The organism is Mycoplana sp. 10N416, from assembly GCF_056394765.1.
The window spans coordinates 698,723-721,742 of record NZ_JBFTIM010000001.1; the positions used below are offsets into that span (position 1 = coordinate 698,723).

Annotated in this window: 24 protein-coding genes; 16 read left to right on the forward strand and 8 right to left on the reverse strand. The window is 60.2% G+C overall.

Annotated elements, in window-relative coordinates:
- Window positions 1-92 precede the first annotated feature (92 nt).
- Entirely contained in the window at window positions 93-1,817 is a 1,725-nt protein-coding gene (locus AC1DDS_RS03355; RefSeq protein WP_477477574.1) for a tyrosine-type recombinase/integrase, read from the forward strand.
- Between the two features lie 161 nt (window positions 1,818-1,978).
- Here AC1DDS_RS03355 and AC1DDS_RS03360 read toward each other — a convergent pair whose 3' ends face one another.
- Window positions 1,979-2,929 (reverse strand): hypothetical protein, encoded by a 951-nt coding sequence (locus AC1DDS_RS03360; RefSeq protein WP_477477575.1) that lies wholly within the window; start codon window positions 2,927-2,929, stop codon window positions 1,979-1,981.
- A gap of 493 nt (window positions 2,930-3,422) precedes the next feature.
- Between AC1DDS_RS03360 and AC1DDS_RS03365 the strand changes: the two genes are divergently transcribed.
- Complete coding sequence (locus AC1DDS_RS03365) at window positions 3,423-4,550, forward strand: PGN_0703 family putative restriction endonuclease (RefSeq protein WP_477477576.1); 1,128 nt, start codon at window positions 3,423-3,425, stop codon at window positions 4,548-4,550.
- Window positions 4,551-4,968: 418 nt separating this feature from the next.
- A complete protein-coding gene (locus tag AC1DDS_RS03370) occupies window positions 4,969-6,618 on the forward strand; it encodes an N-6 DNA methylase (RefSeq protein WP_477477577.1) in 1,650 nt (549 codons plus the stop codon).
- Here AC1DDS_RS03370 and AC1DDS_RS03375 read toward each other — a convergent pair.
- Both AC1DDS_RS03375 and AC1DDS_RS03380 read right to left on the reverse strand, forming a co-directional pair.
- The gene (locus tag AC1DDS_RS03375; protein WP_477477578.1) at window positions 6,615-7,847 is read right to left on the reverse strand and encodes a hypothetical protein; all 1,233 of its coding nucleotides are present in this window, start codon (window positions 7,845-7,847) and stop codon (window positions 6,615-6,617) included. The genes AC1DDS_RS03370 and AC1DDS_RS03375 overlap by 4 nt on opposite strands.
- 186 nt (window positions 7,848-8,033) lie before the next feature.
- Window positions 8,034-8,294 (reverse strand): helix-turn-helix domain-containing protein, encoded by a 261-nt coding sequence (locus AC1DDS_RS03380; RefSeq protein WP_477477579.1) that lies wholly within the window; start codon window positions 8,292-8,294, stop codon window positions 8,034-8,036.
- A gap of 106 nt (window positions 8,295-8,400) precedes the next feature.
- Between AC1DDS_RS03380 and AC1DDS_RS03385 the strand changes: the two genes are divergently transcribed.
- The 4 genes from AC1DDS_RS03385 to AC1DDS_RS03400 all read left to right on the forward strand — a co-directional run bounded on the left by AC1DDS_RS03385 (window position 8,401) and on the right by AC1DDS_RS03400 (window position 11,795).
- A complete protein-coding gene (locus tag AC1DDS_RS03385; protein ID WP_477477580.1) occupies window positions 8,401-9,651 on the forward strand; it encodes an MBL fold metallo-hydrolase in 1,251 nt (416 codons plus the stop codon).
- On the forward strand, window positions 9,648-10,583 hold the full coding sequence (locus tag AC1DDS_RS03390; protein ID WP_477477581.1) for a hypothetical protein: 936 nt from the start codon (window positions 9,648-9,650) through the stop codon (window positions 10,581-10,583). Before AC1DDS_RS03385 ends, AC1DDS_RS03390 begins: the two co-directional genes overlap by 4 nt.
- Window positions 10,584-10,693: 110 nt before the next feature.
- Window positions 10,694-11,197 carry a hypothetical protein gene (locus tag AC1DDS_RS03395; RefSeq protein ID WP_477477582.1) on the forward strand — a complete coding sequence of 168 codons (504 nt, stop codon included), beginning with the start codon at window positions 10,694-10,696 and terminating at the stop codon, window positions 11,195-11,197.
- Window positions 11,198-11,264: 67 nt separating this feature from the next.
- Window positions 11,265-11,795 carry a hypothetical protein gene (locus tag AC1DDS_RS03400; protein WP_477477583.1) on the forward strand — a complete coding sequence of 177 codons (531 nt, stop codon included), beginning with the start codon at window positions 11,265-11,267 and terminating at the stop codon, window positions 11,793-11,795.
- Between the two features lie 503 nt (window positions 11,796-12,298).
- Here the strand turns inward: AC1DDS_RS03400 and AC1DDS_RS03405 are convergent.
- The gene (locus AC1DDS_RS03405; protein ID WP_477477584.1) at window positions 12,299-12,640 is read right to left on the reverse strand and encodes a hypothetical protein; all 342 of its coding nucleotides are present in this window, start codon (window positions 12,638-12,640) and stop codon (window positions 12,299-12,301) included.
- A 255-nt stretch (window positions 12,641-12,895) separates the two neighbouring features.
- On the opposite strand from AC1DDS_RS03405, the gene AC1DDS_RS03410 reads away from it, so the two are divergent.
- From AC1DDS_RS03410 to AC1DDS_RS03420, 3 genes are all read left to right on the forward strand, one after another.
- On the forward strand, window positions 12,896-13,450 hold the full coding sequence (locus AC1DDS_RS03410) for a hypothetical protein (RefSeq protein ID WP_477477585.1): 555 nt from the start codon (window positions 12,896-12,898) through the stop codon (window positions 13,448-13,450).
- Between the two features lie 418 nt (window positions 13,451-13,868).
- Entirely contained in the window at window positions 13,869-14,093 is a 225-nt protein-coding gene (locus tag AC1DDS_RS03415; RefSeq protein ID WP_477477586.1) for a hypothetical protein, read from the forward strand.
- Between the two features lie 360 nt (window positions 14,094-14,453).
- Entirely contained in the window at window positions 14,454-14,693 is a 240-nt protein-coding gene (locus tag AC1DDS_RS03420) for a DUF982 domain-containing protein (protein WP_477477756.1), read from the forward strand.
- 12 nt (window positions 14,694-14,705) lie between these two features.
- Here AC1DDS_RS03420 and AC1DDS_RS03425 read toward each other — a convergent pair whose 3' ends face one another.
- Window positions 14,706-15,920, reverse strand: coding sequence for an NnrS family protein (locus tag AC1DDS_RS03425; RefSeq protein WP_477477587.1), 1,215 nt, complete (start codon window positions 15,918-15,920; stop codon window positions 14,706-14,708).
- A 176-nt stretch (window positions 15,921-16,096) separates the two neighbouring features.
- On the opposite strand from AC1DDS_RS03425, the gene nirK reads away from it, so the two are divergent.
- The 6 genes from nirK (at window position 16,097) to AC1DDS_RS03455 (ending at window position 20,372) form a co-directional block, all read left to right on the forward strand.
- Window positions 16,097-17,227 (forward strand): copper-containing nitrite reductase, encoded by a 1,131-nt coding sequence (gene nirK, locus AC1DDS_RS03430; protein WP_477477588.1) that lies wholly within the window; start codon window positions 16,097-16,099, stop codon window positions 17,225-17,227.
- Window positions 17,228-17,322: 95 nt separating this feature from the next.
- Window positions 17,323-18,231 (forward strand): SUMF1/EgtB/PvdO family nonheme iron enzyme, encoded by a 909-nt coding sequence (locus tag AC1DDS_RS03435; protein WP_310415292.1) that lies wholly within the window; start codon window positions 17,323-17,325, stop codon window positions 18,229-18,231.
- Between the two features lie 154 nt (window positions 18,232-18,385).
- The gene (locus AC1DDS_RS03440; protein ID WP_310415294.1) at window positions 18,386-19,081 is read left to right on the forward strand and encodes a Crp/Fnr family transcriptional regulator; all 696 of its coding nucleotides are present in this window, start codon (window positions 18,386-18,388) and stop codon (window positions 19,079-19,081) included.
- 119 nt (window positions 19,082-19,200) lie between these two features.
- The gene (locus tag AC1DDS_RS03445; protein ID WP_477477589.1) at window positions 19,201-19,647 is read left to right on the forward strand and encodes a pseudoazurin; all 447 of its coding nucleotides are present in this window, start codon (window positions 19,201-19,203) and stop codon (window positions 19,645-19,647) included.
- Between the two features lie 53 nt (window positions 19,648-19,700).
- Window positions 19,701-20,138, forward strand: coding sequence for a hypothetical protein (locus tag AC1DDS_RS03450; protein WP_477477590.1), 438 nt, complete (start codon window positions 19,701-19,703; stop codon window positions 20,136-20,138).
- Window positions 20,139-20,228: 90 nt separating this feature from the next.
- The gene (locus AC1DDS_RS03455; RefSeq protein ID WP_477477591.1) at window positions 20,229-20,372 is read left to right on the forward strand and encodes a hypothetical protein; all 144 of its coding nucleotides are present in this window, start codon (window positions 20,229-20,231) and stop codon (window positions 20,370-20,372) included.
- Window positions 20,373-20,498: 126 nt separating this feature from the next.
- Here AC1DDS_RS03455 and ubiV read toward each other — a convergent pair whose 3' ends face one another.
- The 3 genes from ubiV to ubiT are packed head-to-tail and all read right to left on the reverse strand — an operon-like array spanning window position 20,499 to window position 22,917.
- On the reverse strand, window positions 20,499-21,434 hold the full coding sequence (gene ubiV / locus AC1DDS_RS03460; RefSeq protein ID WP_477477757.1) for a ubiquinone anaerobic biosynthesis protein UbiV: 936 nt from the start codon (window positions 21,432-21,434) through the stop codon (window positions 20,499-20,501).
- An 8-nt stretch (window positions 21,435-21,442) separates the two neighbouring features.
- Window positions 21,443-22,420 carry a ubiquinone anaerobic biosynthesis protein UbiU gene (ubiU, locus tag AC1DDS_RS03465; RefSeq protein WP_477477592.1) on the reverse strand — a complete coding sequence of 326 codons (978 nt, stop codon included), beginning with the start codon at window positions 22,418-22,420 and terminating at the stop codon, window positions 21,443-21,445.
- Complete coding sequence (gene ubiT / locus AC1DDS_RS03470) at window positions 22,411-22,917, reverse strand: ubiquinone anaerobic biosynthesis accessory factor UbiT (RefSeq protein ID WP_477477593.1); 507 nt, start codon at window positions 22,915-22,917, stop codon at window positions 22,411-22,413. Before ubiT ends, ubiU begins: the two co-directional genes overlap by 10 nt.
- Window positions 22,918-23,020 lie beyond the last annotated feature (103 nt).

The window sequence follows — 23,020 nt, forward strand, 5'->3', positions numbered from 1 at the left end:
TCGTTCAAATGCCTCACGCCAACGTCGGCGGATGCAGGCTTTTTGCTACAATCCGCTGCTACAAAACCACCATACGGTGGCTGGCGGCATCCATGGCAATATCGAACGTCGTCCGCCGTGGCGGAACCTATCATTTCCGGCGAGCCGTTCCTGTCGAGCTTCGGGAGCGTATCGGCAGGCGCGAACTGGTCCGCAGCCTCGGAAGCTGCAACGCGAAGACTGCACGGCTGCTTTCTAATCGGCTATACGGAGAGTCGGAAAACCTCTTCGAACTGGCCCGCCAAAACCCGATGCTCTCAGACGATCAGCTCGCCCGCCTCGTGCAGGACTTCTATACCCTCGTGCTTCGACAGGAAAAATCCCATCGAGCCAAAGGCCGATTTGTTTCCGAAGAGCAACGCGTCGCCCGCGCCGAATATTGGCATAGAATGGCGGAAGAAATTCGCAAGGCCCTTGGTGCGAACAGGCTGCACGATGGAAGCTGGACCGCCATCGGAGCCGCCAAACTCCAAGGTTTGAAGTGGGCCGACCTCGATATCGAGGAAAGGCACCAATGCGCCGAGGCCGTCCATCGCGCCGGTATCGACCTCGCGAAAGCCTTGGCGGCACGGTACGAAGGCGACTTCAATTTCGAGCCGAAAGACAAGCTGCTGACCCGCGCTCTTCGCGAAGATGTCGCCGCTTCGCCCGTACCGACATCGGTATCACCATCGCCCAGAACCGAACCGCCAACGCCGTCGGGGCCGATATTTTCCAAGGTCTATCCAGATTTCGCTCAAACGCAGGTGGCCCGTGGCGACTGGCGTCAGCAAATGGCCAGCCAGGCGGACGCCACCTATCGACTGTTCATGGCCATCTGCGGCGACCGCCCTCTTTCCGACTACAGCCGCGCCGATGCCCTGACGTTCCGCAAGACTGCCGAAAGGATGCCCTTCGACTACGGTAAGGCGGCGATCTATCGCGATCTTGGCCCCGCCGAGATCGTTGCGCGATACGAAGCCCTGCCGCAGGAAAAACGCTCGCCGTTGCTGACGCAAAAAACGATCAAGCGTCATTTCTCGGCATTGTCCAAGCTCTGGTCGGAAGCGATTTCCGGCGGCGAAGTGACCGCCAACATCTTTTCCGGCTTCAAGTTCGCGAATGCGAAGCGGGCCAGCGACCAACGCGATATGTGGGAGGCGGACGATCTCAAAGCGCTGTTTTCCTCGCCCATCTGGACCGGCTGCACAAGCGAACGCCAACGCAGCACGAAAGGCGGCCAAATCATTCGGGATGAGAAATTCTGGGTTCCGCTCATCACACTGTTCAGCGGAATGCGGCTTGAAGAAATCTGCCAGCTCCAGACCGACGACATTCGCGAGGAAGACGGCATTGCCTATTTCGACCTGAACGACCGCCCGCCTCGCCAACTGAAAAACAAGAACGCGGTGCGAAAGGTACCGATCCACTCCGAATTGATCCGTCTGGGATTCCTCCGTTATGCCGAGAGCTTCGGCAAGCGCTCTTACGCACTGTTTCCACAACTCAAGCCGGGCGGCGCGGACAACAAGTTCGGTCATGCGTTCTCGAAATGGTTCACTCGCTATCGCCAGCAGATCGGCGTCTACCGAAAGAGCCTCGATTTCCATTCTCTCCGGCATACGGCGACGACACTCATGCACCAAGCGGGCGTGAATCCGATGGTTATCGATCACCTCACCGGCCATAGCACAGCGGGCGAAACCGCTCGTTACACGAAAGGATCGGCCTTGAGCCAGTTGACGGCGGCCGTCGAAACGATACGGCCACCGCTGGATTTGCGCCATCTGCATTGCTAACGGAACAGAGCTTCGTTGGCCCTAGAAACCCGAATTCAGGAGCCAGGTTGACGCGGTGGCGCCCCTCTGAAAATCCAGAGCCCAAGCGCAAGCATAACCGCTTGGGCTCATTCACTATTTTCGGGTCAACCGTTCACTCTTCATGCCTTAACGTTCCAAAATCAAATCTGGAGCGTTTCCAGCAGCGTATCATGTCGCCTCCGCGCCTCCCGCCGCTCGCACTCTCCAATCTCCCAACCGCTATACATTTCCTCGAAACGACCGTCGTCACACCGTGACATAAAGCCGGCAAGCTCCTGCTCAGCTTCGCTTAGACGGTGCGTGATCCTGCAAAGTTGTCCGGCCTCGATTTGTACCGGTGTGCAGTCATTGGGATAGGGTTTAAAAATTTCACGTGCCGTATAGATCGGTTCTTTCTGGCCACGCACAATCGCGTTTTCATCCGTAGTTTTGACGATGTACCGGAAAAGCTCGACCTGCCGCTCATACCGTCTTTCGGCAATCGCAGGATGCCTGGTTCGAAATGCAATTCCATTCGCTTGAACCATACCGGGCGACTTCATTCGCCACCATGACCAAGTTTTCTCCTCGAATGCCTTCACCGCATATCCCGGGACAACGCAGAGAACATGCACATGGACGCCTTGATCACGAGCATATTCCACAACCCCCATCCAATAGTGCGGATGGTCCACCCTCACCAAATCACGGCGGCTGACACGGCGTGCTCTCCCATCGTGCCGGTCTCGCCCGGCTGCCTTGTGAGAACCGTCAAAGAGGCATCGGTTCATTTCCTTATGCCAATGCGGCATAAGTACCAGAAACCTTCTGTAGTCAGCAAAACCGAGGCTAGAAGCGGTTAACGTCACATGCACATTGAAGTAAAGGCCGGTCTGCCAAGTCAGAAAGGACATGGCGTTGTAAAGCCGTCGCGGTTCGTCCACGAGCAAAGTCCAACGATATCTGGGATGCTTCTCCGTCGCGTCCAGCGTATTGCAATAGGGTTCCAGTGCGAAGCCAGGCTCGAAAGAATCGAAGTCCACCTCGATAACGGAGCCATAATCTGCACTTGAAACTGATGGGAAATCCTGCGAGCGATCTTGATATGCCATCGGACATATATCTCCATATTGATCGCAATCACACTTGGAGCGTTTTCGCTGCAAGCGATTGCTTGCAGATATAGTTTCCAGGCATCGTTTCACGCATGAGTGCAGCCGAAAATGTGACGCTGTTGCCGGGACGCAACACCTCGGGAGGCCGACATCCCGGAGAGATCTTCCGAGTTTCCGGCTATCTGAAACAAATTTCCTATGCGCGCCCTCTGGGATCGAAACGCTATGCCAGATGCCCTTCGACGCCCTGTGAACATGCTGTTCGGCCAGCGATATTCACTTATACCCTCTCCGAGAATAGGGATAGAACTCCCGGAGTGCGCTCCTGCACTCCTCTTCCCCCTTCCCCCTTCCTTCTCTCTTCTCTCTTCTCTCTTCACTCCGCACTCACAGCCTCTTCACTCCGGCCCCTTCACGCTGGCAACTTCTCGCACTCATCCGGGAAGCTATCCGGGACCGCACTCCGGCGGTCGCCAACCGGAACACTTGGATGACATTGACAGCACATTCCCCCATCACCGACGCCCGCACCTCGCAGGGCTCCACCCTCGACCCCTCCGGCCTGGGCTCCATTCCCGCCTTGCCCTTCGTCCCGGAAACGATCCTGCGCCAGAACCGGGCCTTCATTTCGACCGATAACCGTTTCCGCGCCGCCGCCCGGCTCCTCCAAGCCCTCTGGCGCGAAGATCGCAACCTGCCCATCGGCGTTCATCCCGGCAGGGAAGGCAAGACCCGCCGCCTTGGGTCCTCCATCGCCGTCTCGGCAGGCATGACCGGGGCGAACTTCATTCATCCCGCCATCGCCCGGCTCGCCAAACGTGAAATGATCTATCGCGAGGCAGGCGCGGCCTATGACGACGTTCGTCTTCTGACCAACCTGCTTTCGTCCCAGCCGCTGGTCTTCAACCTCTTCGGCCCCCTGAAACTCGACCTCGCCACGGCAACGGCGGTTTTCGACGCGCTCGCGCCGGGCTTCATGCCGGAAGTCACCGAAATCCTCTTTGAACACTCGCCCGGCCGGGGCGACCTTCGTTTCAGCGGTGACGGAACGGCCTTCGATCTTCTCGTTGGGGGCTTTGGCCCGGCCGGGCAGCGACGCTTCATTGCCATTGAAGTGAAATATAGCGAGAGCGGGCACGAGCCCCTACCGCGCTTCTCCGGCCGTTATGACGAGATCGCGCCCGGTTCCGGCCTTTTCATCGACGCCGCGAACCCCGCCCTTCGAGCAAATCCGGCACAGCAGCTTTTCCGGCAAATGTGCCTTGCCCATACGATGATCGAAGCCGGGCTCTATGACGAGGGCTTGCACCTCTTCATCGCTCCAGCCCTCAATACGCCCGCACAGAACGTCGCGACGAGCTTCGTCCGGCACCTCGCATCACCGCAGGGCGGAAAGCTACCGTTCATGGCCGTGACGCTGGAACGGTTCATCGAAATCCTCGCGGATGTCGGTCCGGCGGGCCATGCGCGGGCGCTTCATCGCCGCTATTGCGACTGGTGGCTGATTGACGGGGAGCTGCAACTGGAAGAACCCTCCGGCTGCGATGGCGAGGGTTTCATGAAACCGGAAATCCCGAAGGCTGTAGAGGCTGGGCCGATGGTCGGACAGGCGGCATAGGGCACCCCTGCCGCGCAGTACCGTTTCCATATCGTAAGCCATTGTATAAGCTTACGATATGGCCCTTACCTTACCAAATTGGAGGCTTCCGCTTCCAATATTCATTCGTTCCATCATCAAACAAGTCCTTCACGCATACATTTTCTTTGCGGACCGAGGCCTGCGCTGGCAGGATGTTCCAAAGGACTCATACCGAATGGGTGAGCGTGATGTGACTAATCACACACAGGGGAGCCATGCTGAATTATTTTCCACTCGTATCGGGATCGGGTTGACCCACGACTCCAGCGAATCCTATAGAACCACCTCTACACGGGTGGCTGCTAGGCCACCCGTGTAGCCGCGCACCTGTACGTTTCGGACAAGGAACCGCCGCTATTCTCAGAAATGACGTTCCCAAGGCGAGTCGAGTAATAAAATGAATTTTATGGAAAATGAGAGCGCGCAAAAGCTTCGGGGTGGGTACTATACGCCCTCGGACCTCGCTGCGTTCATTGCTCGATGGGTCAAGGAAATCTCTCCGAAACGAGTCCTTGAGCCGAGCTGCGGTGACGGCGCTTTCCTTGGCGCGCTTGCCGCGGTGGAAGGATTCGAGAAGGCCAAGATCACGGCATTCGAGCTGGACGAAGATGAGGCGAGGAAAGCCAAGGCCCGTGCCTCCGACGTAGGGATTCATGCCGATATCCACGCCGAAGATTTCCTTGGCTGGGCTATCGACCACAGAAAAAACGCCCTCGACAAGTTCGATGCCGTCGTCGGAAATCCGCCGTTCGTTCGCTACCAGTATCTACCTGAAATCTTCCAGCACCGGTCTGAGCAGATTTTCCGTGAACTGGACTTGCCGTTCACGAAGCATACCAACGCGTGGGTCCCCTTCATCCTCGCATCGATGTCGATGCTACGCGCCGGTGGCCGTCTGGCGATGGTGGTGCCGGCTGAAATCATCCACGTAACCCATGCGCAGTCGCTCCGGTCGTACCTCGGCCGCGAATGCCGCCGCCTTGTTATCATTGACCCCGAAGAGCTATGGTTTGCCAACACGTTGCAGGGTGCCGTCATCCTGCTGGCGGAAAAGCGTGCCAGCGAGGCGGAAAAGGCCGAAGGGCTGGGCATGTACGCTGTCAAGGGCCGTGAGTTCATCGAACTCAACCCGACGGACGTATTCGAGGCTCCCAAGGCCATCAACGGCAAGACCGTCCAGGGCAAGTGGACGCGCGCGCTCCTCGGCGTCGAAACGCGTTCCCTGTTCGACCAGTTGGGCGAGCATGAAGACGTGCACCGCTTCAAGGATATCGCCAAGGTCGATGTCGGTATCGTCACCGGCGCCAACAAATTCTTTCTCGTGCCTGACCAGACCGTGAAGGATTACAAGCTCGGCAAGTGGGCGCACCCCATGTTCGGTCGTAGCGAGCATTGCCCGGGCGTCATTTATGACGAGCGGCAGCACCGCGCGAACTCAGCCAAAGGAAATCCTACCAATTTCCTTTGGCTTAATGACCAGCAGGAAGCCCTGCACGCCACCGCAAGGAGTTACATCGCGAAGGGTGAGGCGGAAAACCTTCACACCCGCTACAAATGCCGCATCAGAAAACCTTGGTATACGGTGCCTTCGGTCTATTCGACCGAGATTGGCATGCTCAAGCGCTCGCATGACACACCAAGGCTTATCCTCAACACCATCGGCGCCTACACCACCGATACCGCCTACCGCATCCGCACCAGCAAGGTTGTCGCTGAAAAGCTTGTCAGCTCGTTCATCAACCCACTGACTGCCCTGAGCGCAGAGCTGGAAGGTCGCCACTACGGCGGTGGCGTGCTTGAGCTGATTCCGTCTGAGATTGAGAAGCTGATCATTCCGCTTACAGAACAGGCTGACATCGACCTTGCGGATTTGGATAAGGCTATCCGGACTTACTCCACCCATCGAGTGCTTGAGCGGCAGGGCCGTATCATTCTCGGCGCCCTAGGGCTGTCGCGTGACGACCAGCATCGAGTATTGGAAGGGTGGCGGAGCCTTCGTGACCGCCGCCACCGTACTTCAAGCGAGCCGCTGGCCAAAGAGGGTTAGTCGATCTCGATTGCGAAGTGGTTAGGGTCGCCAAGGTCGATAAGTAGAGTCATCGTGCGCTCAAGCAAGTCGGTTCTAGCGATGAAGGGCAGTGCATCGTTCCAGCTCAACTCGGTCGGGAGGTTGTGGTCATCAGCTGCGGCCGCCGCCCGTGTAAAGCTATGCCGGAGAGTTAGGGTGAACCGTCCGACGTTCGTGCCCTTGATGAACAGGTCGAATTCCGCATCCACTGATTCCGCATCGTTGCCGGCGCGGTTGGTGTAGATTGTCCAGTTGAGATGGCCGAAGATATCGTCGCGGAAATAAGTCACGGGGTCGATATCGACCATGACGCCCTTACCCAACGTGGTTGAGCCGGTGGGATTCGTCTTCGAAAGCGGGTTTTTCTTGAGATTCAGTGACCGGTGGGAGAGCGGCTTGCTCTGCCAGACGGACTTATATGAGATACCGCCTGCAACCGGTGCTGCTATGGCCGGAACGATGATAGGTGCCACAGCAGCGGGCGCCGCTGGCACAGGAATGGCGACGGCAGCAGGTTTCGCCGCAGGTGCCGGCTTCTTCTTTGTGGGTTTGCGTAACGGCGGAAGCCGGAGCTGAATATGGGGTACAGTGTCCGTTGCAGAGGCTGGGCCAGTACCACGTGCCGGAGGCCTCGGCGGTCGCACCACATCCTCATCCACAAGCCGGTTCTGCCGTAGCATCTCCTCTAGCATCGGCTGGCCGGTTATCTCAATAACGTGGTCGGGGAACCCAATAATCGAATCGGTGAATGTCTGCTCGATAGAGTTGACGGCCTGCAGGTCGTTGGGGTCGCCAAGGTCAAAACGGAAGGACATGCCGCCTTCGATGTTATTGTTGATGCCCCCGAGCGTCAGGTTTGCGCTGCCGATCACGGCGCGAGCGTGGGTAGCACCCTTCACCATGTAGATTTTCGGGTGGAACAGGACGCCACGCGATCCTGTATCGACCGCATAGATAGTAGCATTCGGCAGGCTCTTGAGCTTGAGCATGCCCTGGTAGCTTGTGATGTCATTTCGGATACCGGCAAAGACCAAGACGTGGGCAGAATTGGCCAGCAGGAGGTCTTCAATATGCTTCACGCCGTATTCGGTAACAAACGCAGCGCTGACCAGCACGCGGTTGACGCCCGCGACCCCGAAGAGCGAGCGTATGACATCCTTATGCGAGCGGTTGGTAAAGCCCTGTAATATAAATTCCTTGGTCGCCATCTTCGCCCCGAATCGCGTTGAAATCCGTTTATAATCGGCGATTCGAAGTAGTGGGGAAATGCATGGCATAGATTGCGCACCGGATTCTTCGCACTGGATAGAAAGCAGAGCGCGCGCCCGATACTCCTGTCTCTTGGCGAACAGCGGGCGAAGCTATGTGAGCGATTGCCTTTTTGGAAACGATGGTTAGACCACCTTCCGCCCGCTTTTCAGCGGCTTCGGCGGTAGCGCCCCTTCGTCAGGCACGACGAACAATTCCGACACGCTGAGTGACAACGCATCCGCGATCTTATCGAGGAGATCGACGGTGGGATTTTCCGTCTGTCGTTCTAGACCGCCGAGGTAGGCACGGTCAACGCTAGCGTCGGCGGCCAGCTTCTCTTGCGAGATGCCCCGCTCCACCCTCAACCGGCGTAAATTCCACGCGACAAGCGCTCGACCCTTCATAGGTCGAGGTCAACAGTTCCGCCGCCTTAAAAACCACTGGCTATAGCCACAGGAAAGTGTCTATGCTGCCCGTCAAGGTTGATGCTTCGGCATCCATGGAGGGGCGATGCGGGTCAGAATACACCGAGGAACCAAGGAGATCGGCGGAAGCTGCATCGAATTGGAGGCACAGGGCGCGCGCATCCTGCTCGATCTTGGCTTGCCGCTCGATGGCGATCCTGATGATGCCGCAATTCATCCGTCGGTCGAAGGCTTACAAGGCGGACGCGAGCTCTTGGCCTTGGTTCTCTCCCACGGCCATCTTGATCATTGGGGGTTGGCGCATCTGGCAGGCCCGGATTTGCCGGTCGCACTCGGGGCGGCGACCCACCGGATCCTGAAGGCCGCGCAGCCTTTCCTGCCGAGACCCTACGTTCCTCATCAGGTAATAGAGTTTTCCAGCAGAACGCCGCTGACCTTCGGCCCCTTCACCGTGACGCCTCATCTGGTGGACCATTCCGCCTATGACGCATATGCACTGGAAGTCGAGGCGGAGGGAAAGCGGCTGTTCTATTCCGGCGATTTCCGTGCTCACGGACGCAAGGGCGCACTATTTGAGCGTCTTGTTGCCAACCCGCCCCGCAATATCGACGTGTTGCTGATGGAAGGATCGACGCTGGGACGGCTCGATGCGGACCGGCAGTTCCCGACCGAACCCGAGATCGAAGCCAAGTTGCTTGATATTTTCCAGCGCACGGGCGGCATCGCGCTGGTCGCAGCATCGGCGCAGAACATCGACAGGATGGTCAGCCTCTATCGGGCGAGCAAGCGCAGCGGGCGAACCATGGTTATCGACCTCTACGCCGCCGAAATCCTGCGTGCGACCGGCAATGCCAACATCCCGCAATCGGACTGGCCGCATGTCGCCGTCTATGTGCCGCATTACCAGCGCGTTCGTATCAAGCAGGATGAGCGCTTCGACCTCTTGGAACCACACAAGGCGAACCGCATCTTCCCCGAAGACCTGAAAGCCTTGGCGGGCAAAGCCGCGCTGCTTTTCCGGCCCGCCATGCTTGCCGACCTCGACCGGGCCGAATGCCTAGAAGGCGCGGTGGCCGTCTGGTCGCAATGGGAAGGCTATCTGCAGCAGGACAAGGGCAGCAAGGTCGCTGAGGCATTCGCCGCGCGCGGTATTCCGCTGGAACACGCCCACACTTCAGGACACGCCAGCATCGGAGATTTGAAGCGACTGGCGGATGCCATCGCCCCGAAGATGCTGGTTCCCATTCACACATTCGAACCTGGCCGTTTCCCGGACTATTTCGGGCCTTCTGTTACCCGGAAGGAAGACGGCGACTGGTGGGAGATCGCCGCATGATGGATGCCGTCACCGCTCATCGAAAGCTCGACGCCAACTTTCTCGACGCCCTGGCGGTGCTGGCCGCATCGCCAGCCCCGAATTGGTGGCGGGACGTCCTGTCACAGGACGACCTTTTCATTGCCGTCCGCCGAAACTCGCTCAACGTCTATTATCGTGGCGCGTCTATCTTCAAGGTCGATTGGAACGGCGGACGCATTATACCTTCCACTCACGCCAGCTATCTCGTTCGGCAGGCCCAGACCTATGTGCCGCTGATCGACGGTCGGTTTCAGCAGCCGGCTACGGCATTGACGTGGGAGCTCTATGAAGGAGGCGAAACCCTTCGCCAAATGATGCGGGCAGCAACCCTCTTCGCCGGCGCTGAGAAAACCGGGCTTCATCCGCTCCTCGTGGGCGATCCGGCCATCATCGACGCCGAAATCGCGCTAACCAGAACGGCGCCGGAAGAAGCGGTTACGCAGCAGCAGGACCGGCTTGACGCCGCCGTTATCCGCAACACCTCGGCTGGGCCGGAAGTCGCCTTCTGCGAGGCTAAGCACTTTGACAATGCCGCGCTTCGCGCCAGTGGCGACAACCTGCCCGCCGTCGTAGGCCAGATCGAGGACTACGAGAAGGCATTGATGAAATATGCGCCGTCGCTAGCGGAAGGCTATGTCGAGGTCGCCAAGGCCCTCGTTCGCATCAACGCGATGAAGGGAGTCGTCCGCAACGGTGACGCTCCCGCGCTTCATCAGGCCATTCGCCAGATCGCCGAGAACGATGTCCGCCCCATCATCGACACCAAACCCCATCTTCTCATTTTCGGCTTCGACAAGGCCCAGCGCGACGACTTCGCATGGAGAAAACACCTCGAAAAGTTGGAAAGCCGGCTTGGCGGGCGGGTCCGCGCCATCGGCAACCCCACGCGCCAATCCGTGGCACTCCGGTAACAGGGCAGATTTCTTCGCGGAAAACCGCAATTTTCGAGGAGCTGAAATGAATACAAGGGGCGACCGGCTTTTAGCGAAGGCCGCAGTCTGACACAGCAAGATGGAAGCCCATGAAAGCCAACGTGCAACTACGCAAACAGCAAGACACATCGAAGCGTTCGTCGCAATCGGACGGACCAGTGCTACAACCGAGCTCGCGAAACCGGCAGATCGAAAAATATGGATGGCCGGAAACGATCACTCTAGATGCTCCACCAGCTGACGTTGCGCTCTTCTTCGGAGCGCAACAGACCGACGGAGCGATTCCGATTTATCTGACTAATGCGACAGGAACTCCGTTGAGTACCGCTTTCGCATCGGATGCCGGTTTCATTGAATTCGACGAGACCCACAAAGACACACTGCCGCATGTTCGGGCACTAGGCACTGTGGAGAATGGCACGGGTATTTTTCTGGACTCCTACATTCTCGAACTCGCCGAAGATTTCCTCATTTCCTACACCGTGCTCGCTACGACGGAACAGGGCACCCGATATTGCGGGTCAGCACCTATTTTAAGTCCGCCTCGCGATGGCTGGATCCCGATCGAAGACTGGGCACCAATCACCGCCTGAATCTCAGTCTACTCTTTTCCCCGGCAACTACTCGCAGCGGCGAGGGATGTCGTATGGAGCTTTCAATATGGACGCTGAATATTTCAAATCGTGGAAGTTTGCCTTCACTTTCGCCGCCGGCTTTACCGTTCTTATGATCGGATACAAGATTGCGACCCGGCCAGACCTGCCGACGCAGATCGCGGAACGCCTAGCAGCATCGGCTTTTCCGGACGGCCAGCCCTCCCAAGCGCTGCGAAGTAAAGTGCTGACCGAGGGCATGACATCGCTCAATCTTCACTTCACCCTTGACGAATTTGAGCGCTACATGCGGACCAACAACAACGACATAGTATGGGAACCCGAGAACGATCGGTCCTTCGTCGTCCGGACGACGCGTCGCGATCCAATGACCAACATGACAAACGAAGTCGCTTTCCAGATGAAAGTGCGCGAGCCGGCCGAATTGCCGCCGAATGACAGTGCTTTTGCGTCGGGCGCGATTGCAGTCACGGCAGTCGCCTTCAATTCGCAATTGGTCGATCCGCGTGTCACGCAGAACTTCCTGTTTCAGATAGAAACGGACATCAACCTGAGACGCCAAAACGGGGCGCTGTAAGCGCTTCAACGCATACAAAACGCTGCTACAATTCTCAGCACAATTTCAATAGTGAGGCATTGATTTCATTGCGTTATCGGCTGCGGAACTTGGATCGTGCAGGGTCCAGGTTCCCCAGCCAATTCTCTTTCCACCTCATTGAATCGTCGAAATGCCCCACGCCAACGTCGGCGGATGAAGGCATTTTGCTGCAATCCGCCGCTACAAGACCACCGTCCGGTGGCTGGCGGAAACCTTGGCAATCTCGAGCGTGTCGCGACGGTTGAGCTTCGAGAGCGGATCGGCAGGCACTGGTTTGCAACCTCACAAGCTGCAACGATGACTGCGCGGCCGCTTTCCGGATCGGCTAAACGGGATGAAACAGCTCTTCTAGCTGGACCGCCGAGCCCGATGCTCTTGGACGATCAAGTCGCCGACGCAGGCAGAGTTTTACCGTCCTGCGGCAGCAGACCGGTTGCTGTCGACAAGGCTCGGCGATGACGATGGCATCCGCCTGCGGCAGGTTATGGCCGCGGAGGTGCGGTTCCGGCGGCGCCGCCGCCCGATGGCATCGCAGAGCGAGCCTTTTCCAACAGCGTCGCGGTCAGGTCCACACAGTCTCTCATCGTTTCCCGCGGGTCGCAGCGGACCGCCACCGTCGCATCGCCGCTGCGAAGCACAAAGGCGGCGCCGCGCCGCGGGCCGCCCCCGCCGGAAACCTCGTCCGTGATGCTGCGCAAGAGGTCTTCGATTTCACGATCCTGGCTCGCGCCTCGGTCGCCGGAGCTGGACCCAGACGCGGTCTGCCCCAAGGCTGGGAACGACAACAGCAGGAGGCCTGCCGCTATGAGAAGAATCCTGTTCATGTCACCTCTCCTGGCTTCGTGTTCTCCTGGCTTCGTGTTCGGTTGGCGGGCAGGGATACCCCAGCCGGCCTCGTGCATCCCGGTGTGCATCCGTTGCGAAGGCGAAGTGGAACCAAAAAGACCTTCATTTGCGGGCACGTTCGCCGGCGGGAATCGCATGCTAGCCGTGCTCATCCCTAAGCTTGATCATACACGCAGTCGAAGCGGCATCCGGCCTTGTCTCCCGAACGTGGGAACCGGTCTCGGGACAAAGACATGCGCAAGGACCTACGGCGTGCCAGCGAAAAGTCGCGACGCGCTTTAGTCCCGGCAGACCCGCCTGCGAACGAAGGCCAGCCAGTCGCCGTTTTCGGCCCGCAAGCTGCGCGAAATGAAGACGCAGTTTTCGTCGTCGCCTGCCGCAAGACGCTCCAGCAGGCGTTGCCGCAGATCGCCGCGGTCTCCTCCAAGCCGGCCGCGCTGTCCGATCATATCCATGAGCTCATCCCGGCGGTCCTGCCGTGCGGAGATGAGGTCCATGAGCCGTTCGCGCCGGTCGCCACGGTCCCCCATCAGATCCATCAGATCATCCCGGCGGTCCCGTCGGTCGGCGAGGAGATCGCGAAGCCGCTCACGTTGATCGCCGCGGTCTCCCATCATGTCGCCGCCGTCTCCCATCAGGTCCATGAGCTCATCACGACGGTCACGCCGTTCGGCGAGCAAATCTCGGAGCACGTCGCGCCGATCCTGGCGGGCGCGAAGCGCATCCCTCAAAAACTCACGTACGTCGCTGGCGCTGATATCGCCGCCGTCGTCGCCCCCGCTCAATGATTGTGCGGCGGCTGGGGCAGTCGTTGCGCAGATAAGGGGAAGTGAAGTGGCAAGCGAAAGCGCTGCCACTGCTATGAGACCTAGCCGTGCCATGAGATTCTCCCATCAGCTAGACCGGAGCGCATAGGTCCGCTGTCGCCGCTGAATCGTTAACATCGGCAACACTGACCGAAAGAACTCCGATCTATCCATGCGTTACTCAACAGGAGGAAACAGTATCTACCCGATACCGGATTTATACTGGCCGTTTTTTTAGGCGAATATGTGGCGACCGTGGCTGCTGACCGTCCTTGTGACACGTAGGAGGACGTTCCCCAAATCGGGCCCGGCCAATGTGCTAACGCCCTCCCGCGTTTGTCGCCGAGCAGCGAGGAACATTCGATCGAAAGCACAGTTCGTGCCGGCAGGAGGAACGGCAATGGACACCTTGGCCTTCAAAGTGGCAGTCCGAATGGCAATCGGCTTCGCAATCGGCGCGGCCACACAACTCGCCCTGATATATCTTGACCCAGTTGGCTTCGGTCACGGTCGCGGCATCAATACCGTCGGTCTCTGCCTGCAACTGCGGAGTTTCGGGATACCCTTTGCGATCGGGTATCTGACCACGAGCATCACACTCGAAAGAAGCGACCACCTGTTTTGACGCACTAGAAGCAAACACTCGGCAGGCGTGTCGCGCCGGTGCTAGAATGCGTCATGGACAAGTCCGGCCTTTCCTTCGTGGTCCTGTTGTGCGTCTTGGCCGCCATCGTGCTCAGCGTGGTACTGTTCCATAACCGTCGACCGGAAATGTCGCCGGGCGATGAAACGCTGGTACCGCCCCATAGACAGGAGCAACCACAATAGTATGCTCGTAAATTAGATCTGGACGGCCTGCGCTGGCTTCGAGCGGTCTTCCGGGGACTGTGCCTGCAATCCCCGACGCTTGGATAGCATGGAACACTGCTCGTCCTGGCCCGTTTCTTTCCCCAGGAGGGATCGGAGGAGTGCCACAATGGATCCAATGTACTGGACAAAATCCGTGGAATTGGAGTTGAACGGTCCCGGTCGGCTCCAAAAGGTGCGAAGCACTCTTGAAGCGTCGGAATGCCTGAAGCTGTGGCCCAACAAACAAGGGTCTGCCTACGGCGAAGCCAAGCGGGTCTTCCGCGCCGTGCTGAGGAGCGGGGCTCCGAGGCAGATAGCCCGAGCAGCCTTCATCAGGGCGGCCGAGGAAGCGGGTATTTACGTCAAGAAGCGGTAGCCGCGCCTGAGGTCATGCCGCTCGGATCTGCCGGCGCGTGCGTGCCAGCATCGGACCGTATTCGATAAGAAACAGCCCGAACGCCATCAACCACAGGCCACCGGACAGGCCGTAGACCGCCGATGCATGATCGGGAAGAAAGCCTGCCACCGGGCGCGCCAGCGCGCACAGCACGATCGCCGCATAGGAAAGCGTCGTCATGCGCGAGGCCGCGGGGTTCCGGCCGGTATGACTGCGGGTCGCGCGCGTCGTTACGGCGAGCATCATCAAGGCGACCGTGCCGATCGTCACCACATGCAGAGCGGACTTCGGGTCGATGATGCCGATCGCCGCAATGCTGATCGCGATGAAGCCGAGCGGCACGAACAAATAGGCGACGTGCAGGATCGCGACCAGCATTTCCGAGAATGTCGTCCAGCCACGCCAGCGATAAAGCCGGACAAAGTGGAAGGCGGCCGCTATCACAGCGCCCGCCGCAGTCAGGGTGCTTTCGGGCAGCGCCACCCACAAACCCAGCCCGACGACGCCGGCGATGATCGCAGCGGTGTCGAAGCTACTGTAGGGCGCCGGGAAATCCTTCCGGCCGAGCCGATTGATCCAGTTGCGCGTAAAACTCGGGACGATCCGTCCGCCGACGATCATGATCAGACTGACATAAGCCGCGATCGCAAGCCGATAGGCCCGCTCAGGCTGACCGCCGGCGAGCACCTCATAGTGAAAACCGGCATTGGCGAGAGAGAGCGCCAGCAGCACGGCAATCACCTTCAGATCGTTCCACTTGCGGCCTGCGACAACTTCGCGCAGGCAGATGAGAAGCATGGCGGGCAGGAAGAGCAGGTCGGCTGCGACCGCGACGCGGACGCCGATCGTGTCCGAGGCAACAAGCGCCAGCCGCCCCGCCAACCAGAGCAGAAACAGCAACAACAGCGGCCACCCCGAAACCGGCAGGCGGCCCGTCCAGTTCGGCACGGACGTCAGCAGAAATCCGGTGAGGATGGCCGAGGCGTAGCCGAACAACATTTCGTGCGCGTGCCAGTGAGAAACGCCGTATTTCCAGGCAAAATCGAGCCCGGAAAGGGCCGCGATCCAAAGCGCCATCGCAGCGAAGGCCCACAGCGCCCCGCCGAGAAAGAACGGCCGGAAGCCATAGGAAAAAAGCACCGGGCCCGTTTGCGAGAGCCCCCGGGGAATGCCTCCGGCCCTCTTCGATTGCGACGTCACCGTCATTGGATCGCTCCTCTTGTTCGGCCCAAACTTAAGCAAAGGGTTTCGCGGCTCGTTGACAACTCGCAAGGAAAGGAACTGCGAAAGTTTGTGATGGATCAAAGACCACCATGGCGAGTGGCGTAAATTCCTCTCCAACAGATCGGGGATAGCTCCGGTCTTGTCCAAGGAGAAGACAAATGACCGACCAATTCCAGGTAACCAGACGCACAATGCTGGCTGGAGCCGCGATTGCAAGCGCTGTGGCACCGATTGTGACCGCGACTTTCGCGCAGGCCGAAGAGGCGCCCGCCAAGATGAACCCGACCGATCTCTCGCACCTCCCACGCGTAAAGGTTGAACTCGTCAAGCCTCCGTTTGTCCACGAGCACACCCAGAAGGCCGAGGGTGGTCCGAAGATCGTCGAGTTCACCATGACGATCGAAGAGAAGAAGTTGATCCTCGACGACGCCGGCACCGAAGTGCATGCGATGACCTTCGACGGATCGGTACCCGGTCCGATGATGGTCGTGCACCAGAACGACTATGTCGAACTGACGCTGATCAATCCGGAGACCAACACTCTGCAGCACAACATCGACTTCCACTCGGCAACGGGTGCCCTTGGCGGTGGTGCGCTGACGATCGTCAACCCAGGCGAGAAGGCCATCCTGCGCTTCAAGGCCACTAAGGCCGGCGTCTTCGTCTACCACTGCGCACCTCCCGGCATGGTTCCCTGGCACGTTACCTCGGGCATGAACGGCGCGATCATGGTCCTGCCGCGCGAAGGCCTGACCGACGGCCACGGCAAGGAACTGGTCTACGACAAGGTCTACTATGTCGGCGAACAGGACTTCTACGTGCCGAAGGACGAGAAGGGTAACTACAAGAAGTACGAAACCGCTGGCGACGCATATGCCGACACGCTCGCAGTGATGCGCACGCTGACCCCGAGCCACGTGGTCTTCAACGGTGCCGTCGGTGCCTTGACGGGCGAGAATGCGCTCAAGGCGGCAGTGGGCGAGAAGGTCCTGATCGTCCATTCGCAGGCCAACCGCGACACCCGCCCGCACCTGATCGGCGGACACGGTGACTACGTCTGGCAGACCGGCAAGTTCAACAACGTGCCGGACCGCGACCAGGAAACCTGGTTCATCCCCGGCGGGACTGCAGGCGCTGCCTTCTACACCTTCGAGCAGCCCGGCATCTACGCCTACGTGAACCACAACCTGATCGAGGCGTTCGAGCTCGGCGCGGCCGGCCACTTCGCCGTCACCGGGGACTGGAACGACGACCTGATGACCGCCGTCCTGGCACCGTCGCAGGTATAACGACGACAACAGATACAGGCCCGCCAAGCGGGCCTGTATCGCCATTGCCGACAGTCCGGCCGACCGCGGCCGGCTCTCGCCTCTGGGGGGCGACGATGTCAACATTCCACGCAGCATTATCGAACCCGTTTCTTCAAACGCTTGTTCCCGTTGCCATCTTGGCCGGCCTGACCGCCGGCATCGCGCACCAGACGGGCTTTTTGACACCCCAACCGTCGACTGCCGCCCTGTTCGCGCCGCAGACGGTCACTATTCCACCGCGCACGTTCACCTACCGCAGCGACGGCGAATTTATCCGCGGCACCTATGCGACCGATGCGCCGATGCAGACCGTCATCGAAAGCCGGCCGCTGACCATCATGAAGCACCAGGTCTCGCTGGCCGAGTACGGCGTCTGCGTTGCCGACGGTGTCTGCAAATCGCCGGAAGCCGTCTCCTACTCGCTCGGCAACGTGCCGGTGACGGGCGTCAACTACGACGACGCGCAGACCTATGCGAAGTGGCTGTCGGAGAGGACCGGCGAACTCTGGAGCCTGCCGACCGACCAGCAGCTGGCGTTTGCGGCGGGAACTGGCTTTCCCGACGATGCCTTCGGGCTCGAGGACGATGGCACCAACCCCGCCATCCGCTGGCTTGCGGACTACCGCCGCGAGGCGGCCGAACGCTCGAAACGGGATCCCGTGCCGCGCATCCTCGGCAGCTACGGCGAGAACGAATACGGCCTGTCCGACTTCGGCGGCAACGTCTGGGAATGGACCAACACCTGCCATCGCCGCGTCCAGCTCGACAAGGCCGGCTCGGTCATCCGCAGCGAGGACATCTGCGGCGTCTATGTCACGGTGGGCAACCATCGCGCCCCGATGACTTCGTTCGTCCGCGATCCGAAGGGTGGTGGCTGCGCCGTCGGTACGCCGCCGGACAACCTCGGCTTTCGGCTGGTCAAATCGACCGAATGGTATGCGCCGCTGCTGGGAGCACTGCGCAACAGGGGCATCAACCTGTAATGCCCCAGGTCGACGGGCTGACCCGACCGGAAATCGGGGCAGCCCCCTCTCCATCTGATCCAGATCAATGCGGGGCCAATCCAACTGCTATTGCCCTTGCAAGGTAGTCCGTTCTGACCGTAGAACGGTACGGGTCAGCGATGGAGTGGAAACCGTGAAGATCGATAAGAGCCTGGTCAGATCCATTGCGCTGTTCGACAGGATGAGCGACGCGGATCTGGACAAGTTCCTGGGTCACGCAGTGCCCCGCCGAGTCCCCACGGGCGAGGCGGTGTTCGAGCAGGGTGCTGCGGCAACGCATTTCTTCCTTCTCCTGCACGGCCGGCTCAAAGTTACCCAGGTGACCGAGGACGGCCAGCAGATCATCGTGCGCGTCGTCCATCCCGGAGACCTGTTCGGCTTCGCAAAGGCGCTGCAGCGATCGGACTACCCCGGAACGGCGCTGGCGGTTTCTGAAAGCATCGCGCTTTGCTGGCCAACCGAATTGTGGCCGCAGTTCATCGACCGAAATCCGCGCCTTGCCGTCACGGCCATGCAGACGATCGGGCAGCGACTGGAGGAAGCACACACGCGCATCCGCGAAATGTCGACCCAGGAAGTCGAGCGCCGCGTCGCTCACGCCGTCCTGCGCCTTGCCGAACAGGCGGGCAAGAAGGAGGGCCCGGGCGTCAGGATCGACTTTCCCATTTCCCGGCAGGATATCGCCGAGATGACCGGGACCACGCTTCACACCGTGTCGCGCATCCTCAGCGCCTGGGAAGGCAAGGGGCTTGTGGAAGGCGGCCGCCAGAAGCTGATCGTCCTCGACATCAACGGCCTGACGGCCCTGGCTGACCATGCGAAGGATTGACGCAGCCTTTCCTGCGGTTGTGCGCGTTAATGTTTGCGCTATGTCAAAGATTACCTTTCGCACTGCGGTAATCTGCTCCTGACGAAGCCGGTTGGGCTTCCGACCCAGGAGTATAAAAAATGCGCATGATCCTTCGTTCTTTGGCGGGCGCTGCTTTTTTGACCGCTGCCCTCGGTGGCTATGCTGTCGCCGCAGACCATGAGATCCACATGTTGAACAAGGGCACGGATGGGGCAATGGTCTTCGAACCGGCCTCCATCAAGATTGCCAAGGGAGACACGGTCACCTTCATTCCGACCGACAAGTCCCACAACGCCGAATCCATCAAGGACATGATCCCGGAGGGTGCGACGCCGTTCAAGGGCAAGGTCAATGAAGCCATCAAGGTGACGTTCGACACGTCCGGCGCCTATGCGGTCAAGTGCACGCCGCACGTCGGCATGGGCATGGTGGCGCTCGTCGTCGTCGATGACGCTCCGGCAAATATCGACGCGGTCAAGACCGGCAAGCTTCCGAAGAAGGCTCGCGAGCGCCTCGACGCTGCCATTGCTGCTGCCGGCCTCTGAGGCAAGGGATGCAAGAACGGATTGCCCATCTCGATGGGCAATCCGGCAAGAGAATGCAGACCATCGATGCATCCGCCCCGGGGGCAGGCATGAAGGAACCGCAACTTACGCTGCATGCCGGAGAGGGTGACGGAGCTCGCCCGCGCGACGATGTTCTGGGCGCCATAAGACGGGTGCGGACGGTTGTTTTGGACAGTGCCCTGGATTGCCGCTGCCGCGATCGGGTGGCCGACGCCATCCGGGGATTTGAGCACTTCGAGCAGCGCCGGGAGAAGAAGCGTCTTTCCGAAGCCGTACGGGCCCAGAAGCGCAAGGTCACAGCGCTGCTCGATCTGCTTGGCGATTTCGACCCTGCAGCCGCCGACGAAGGCGAGCTCTCCGAAGCCAGCCTGCTGCTCCACGACATCGCATCCGAAGCCGCACTCGGCTCGACCCTGCTCCGGGAGATGCTGCGCCTCGAAGGCGACACGGAAAATGAAAGCGCCGGCTGAACAGACCGCAGGCGCAAAGCCTACGAAGAGGACCGCCCGATGAGACAGCAGCCGCGATGCACCGATAGGGACAGCTTGCTGGACATCTTGATGGCGCCGACAACCGCCTCCGGCGAAATGGGTCATTTCATCGACCTGCTGGAACGCGAAATCCGCGCCGATGAGTGGGCGGGGAACGGATCCGACGCGTCAGGTCGGCCGGTTGAGGGTGGCGCTGGCTCTGAGCCGCACTGACCGCCGCGGTTGGACGAGCAAACGCATCACCATAATCTGACGAGCATCGCAGTCCGATGCGCCGCGTTTCCCAGAAAGCGGTTCGCAAGTCATTTCAGGCGACGTGCGTGCCGCGAGCGTCGACGTTCAGCCGTGCCCCAGTGCGGCGTCACGGCCTCTTGCCACCCATGCTGCCCCTTCCCGCTGGTGATAGAAACCGTTGGAGAAGTCTGCACCTGGATAGACCTCCATCAGCCTGGCGATCGCTTCCTCGCCATCCATGCTTCCGTCGAGCACGGCGTGGTAAAGCCGGGCCACCGCGACCATGTCGCAGTCCTGTGGTGAAAGACGCACCCGCGCGATCCCCGCCGCCGCAAGGGCCGGCAGCTCGTCGAGCAGGACCACGCAGGTGTTCGACATGGTCTGCACGCCGTTGAGCACCAGGAACGACTGGCGGTCCAGGGTCCGCAGCGGCAGGCCGTCCGGCTCCTCGCCGCAGATGAACTGGCAGTTGTCTTTTGTCAGCCCTTTGGAACGGGCGTGCGCGCAGCGCGCGGAAATCGCGAGCGGCATCCGCCCGAAGGCGAAGATCTCGAAGGAAAAGCCGGGCATGGACTGCAATATGTTCTCGATCGAGCTCATCGGCAGTTCCGGCGGCAGGCAGATGTTGTCGGCACCGCGAGCGGCGAGCACCCTCGCTGTCGCCGCGCTGTAGACGTTCACCAGCGGGCCGATCGAATGCGGCCTTCCCTTGATGAGGCCAAGGGCTGCGAGGTCGTTGGCCTCGATGGCATGAACGCTGTCGCGGATCAGGTCGCGCACATGCCGGCTCTCACGCTCCAGCGTGACCATGGCAAGTGTCGAGAGCGTGACCGTCTTGCCGGCGGCCTCGAGCCGCTCGACAACCTCAGAAATATGCGGCTCGGTGAAATGCTGGCGCTTTGAACAGACGGTCTCGCCGAGGATCACGTGCTCCACGGGCGCCTCGTCGGCGATCCGGAAATAGAAGTCGCGCCACTTCGGGCCGTCCCAAAGATAGTAGACCGGCCCCAGGCTCAATGCCGGCTTCAACGCAGTCATTATGATGTCCCCTATCGCCAACGTTTTTCGTAGGCACCCGAGGTGGTGCGCTGGCCCTCGCTCATCGTGCGAAGACGCGAAACAAGCGCGGATCGCTCCGCCGGCTGCGCCGTCAGGGCGCGCTTCAGGCTCGAGACCACTTCGGCGACATAGGCCTTGCCGCGCTGGCGTCCCTCGATCTTCAGAGCAGCCACCCCGGCATCCTTCAGCGCGTCGATATGGTCCACGACATCCAGCGAAACCGGATCCTCGAAGGCATAGCCGTGCGTGTCCCCGATCTCGAAGCGCCCCTTGCAGAGCGTCGGATAGCCGGAGGCCTCGTTGGGAGCGAAGCGGTTGATCGTATATTCGCCGAGCTCGGAGACCAGCGTCTTGCCGTCCTGCCGGTATTTCACATGGCTGGCGGGCGAGCAGACGCCGTTCATGTTCGGCGACTTGCCAGTAGCATAGGACGAGAGCGAACAGCGCCCTTCCGCCATGACGCACAGCCCGCCGAAGGCGAAGACTTCCACCTCACAGTTGATCTGCCGCGTCAGTCGGGCGATGTCCTGGACCGTCAAAACGCGCGGCAACACCACGCGCTTGGCGCCGAAGGCGTCAATGAGAAATTGAATGGCGTCCCGGTTCGAGGCGGAAGCCTGTACGGAGACATGCAGGCGCTGCTCGGGGTATTTTTCCGCCACATAGGCCATCAGCCCGAAGTCGGCGAGGATCAGCGCGTCGACGCCCATTGCGGCGGCATCGTCGGCCGCCCGGTACCAGAGCGCCTCGTCGCCGGCCCGCATGAAGGTGTTGAGGGCGACGAAGGTCTGGACGTTCTTCTTTCGCGCATAGCCGATCGACTCGCGCAGTTCCTGACGGCTGAAGTTCAGTCCGGGGAAGTTGCGGGCATTGGTCTCATCACGGAAGCCGCAATAGACGGCATCGGCGCCGGCATCGACGGCTTCGCGGAAGGCCGACGGCGTGCCTGCGGGACAGATCAGTTCCATGACGCGGCCTTTCCTTCGAGCGCCTGCTTGCGGATGTAACGGGCCGTGCCCGTTACGAACGGCGCCAATGGTCCGGCCAGCGCACCGAGTTCGTCCGGCAGGTCGATAGCGCTGTCGTCGAGCGCGTTGCGAAGCGCCAGCATCGCCTCCATGTCACCGGTGACGGAAAGGTCACGCGAGAAGAACAGGGCGTCGGCATCGCATCGCCCCTCGAGCAGGCCCAGCAGCAACACGAGCGGCCCTTCGATGCAGGCGTCCGAAGCCGGCTTCTGCGACTTGCGCGAAACGTTGAGCGTCCTCGTCGCCGGAACGACGAGAAAATTCCACGGCAGGTCGGAAGGCGAAAAGCAGTAGCGCATCTGCCGATAGTCGCCGAGGCGCTCGAACAGGTCGGGGTGAGCCCTGAGGACCCCGGCAAAGATGGTCCTTGCGACACGCTCGACCAGCCACAGCGGGGCGACGGCGATCGGCGTGACCAAGGCGGGCGGAAGTGTCATGCGGCGAACCTTCGGCAATGAACGTACGGCGCCGAACCTACGGAACGGCACGCCGATCCAGTTTGCGCAAACGCAAAGACGGTCGAATATTTCCCCGGCAAGA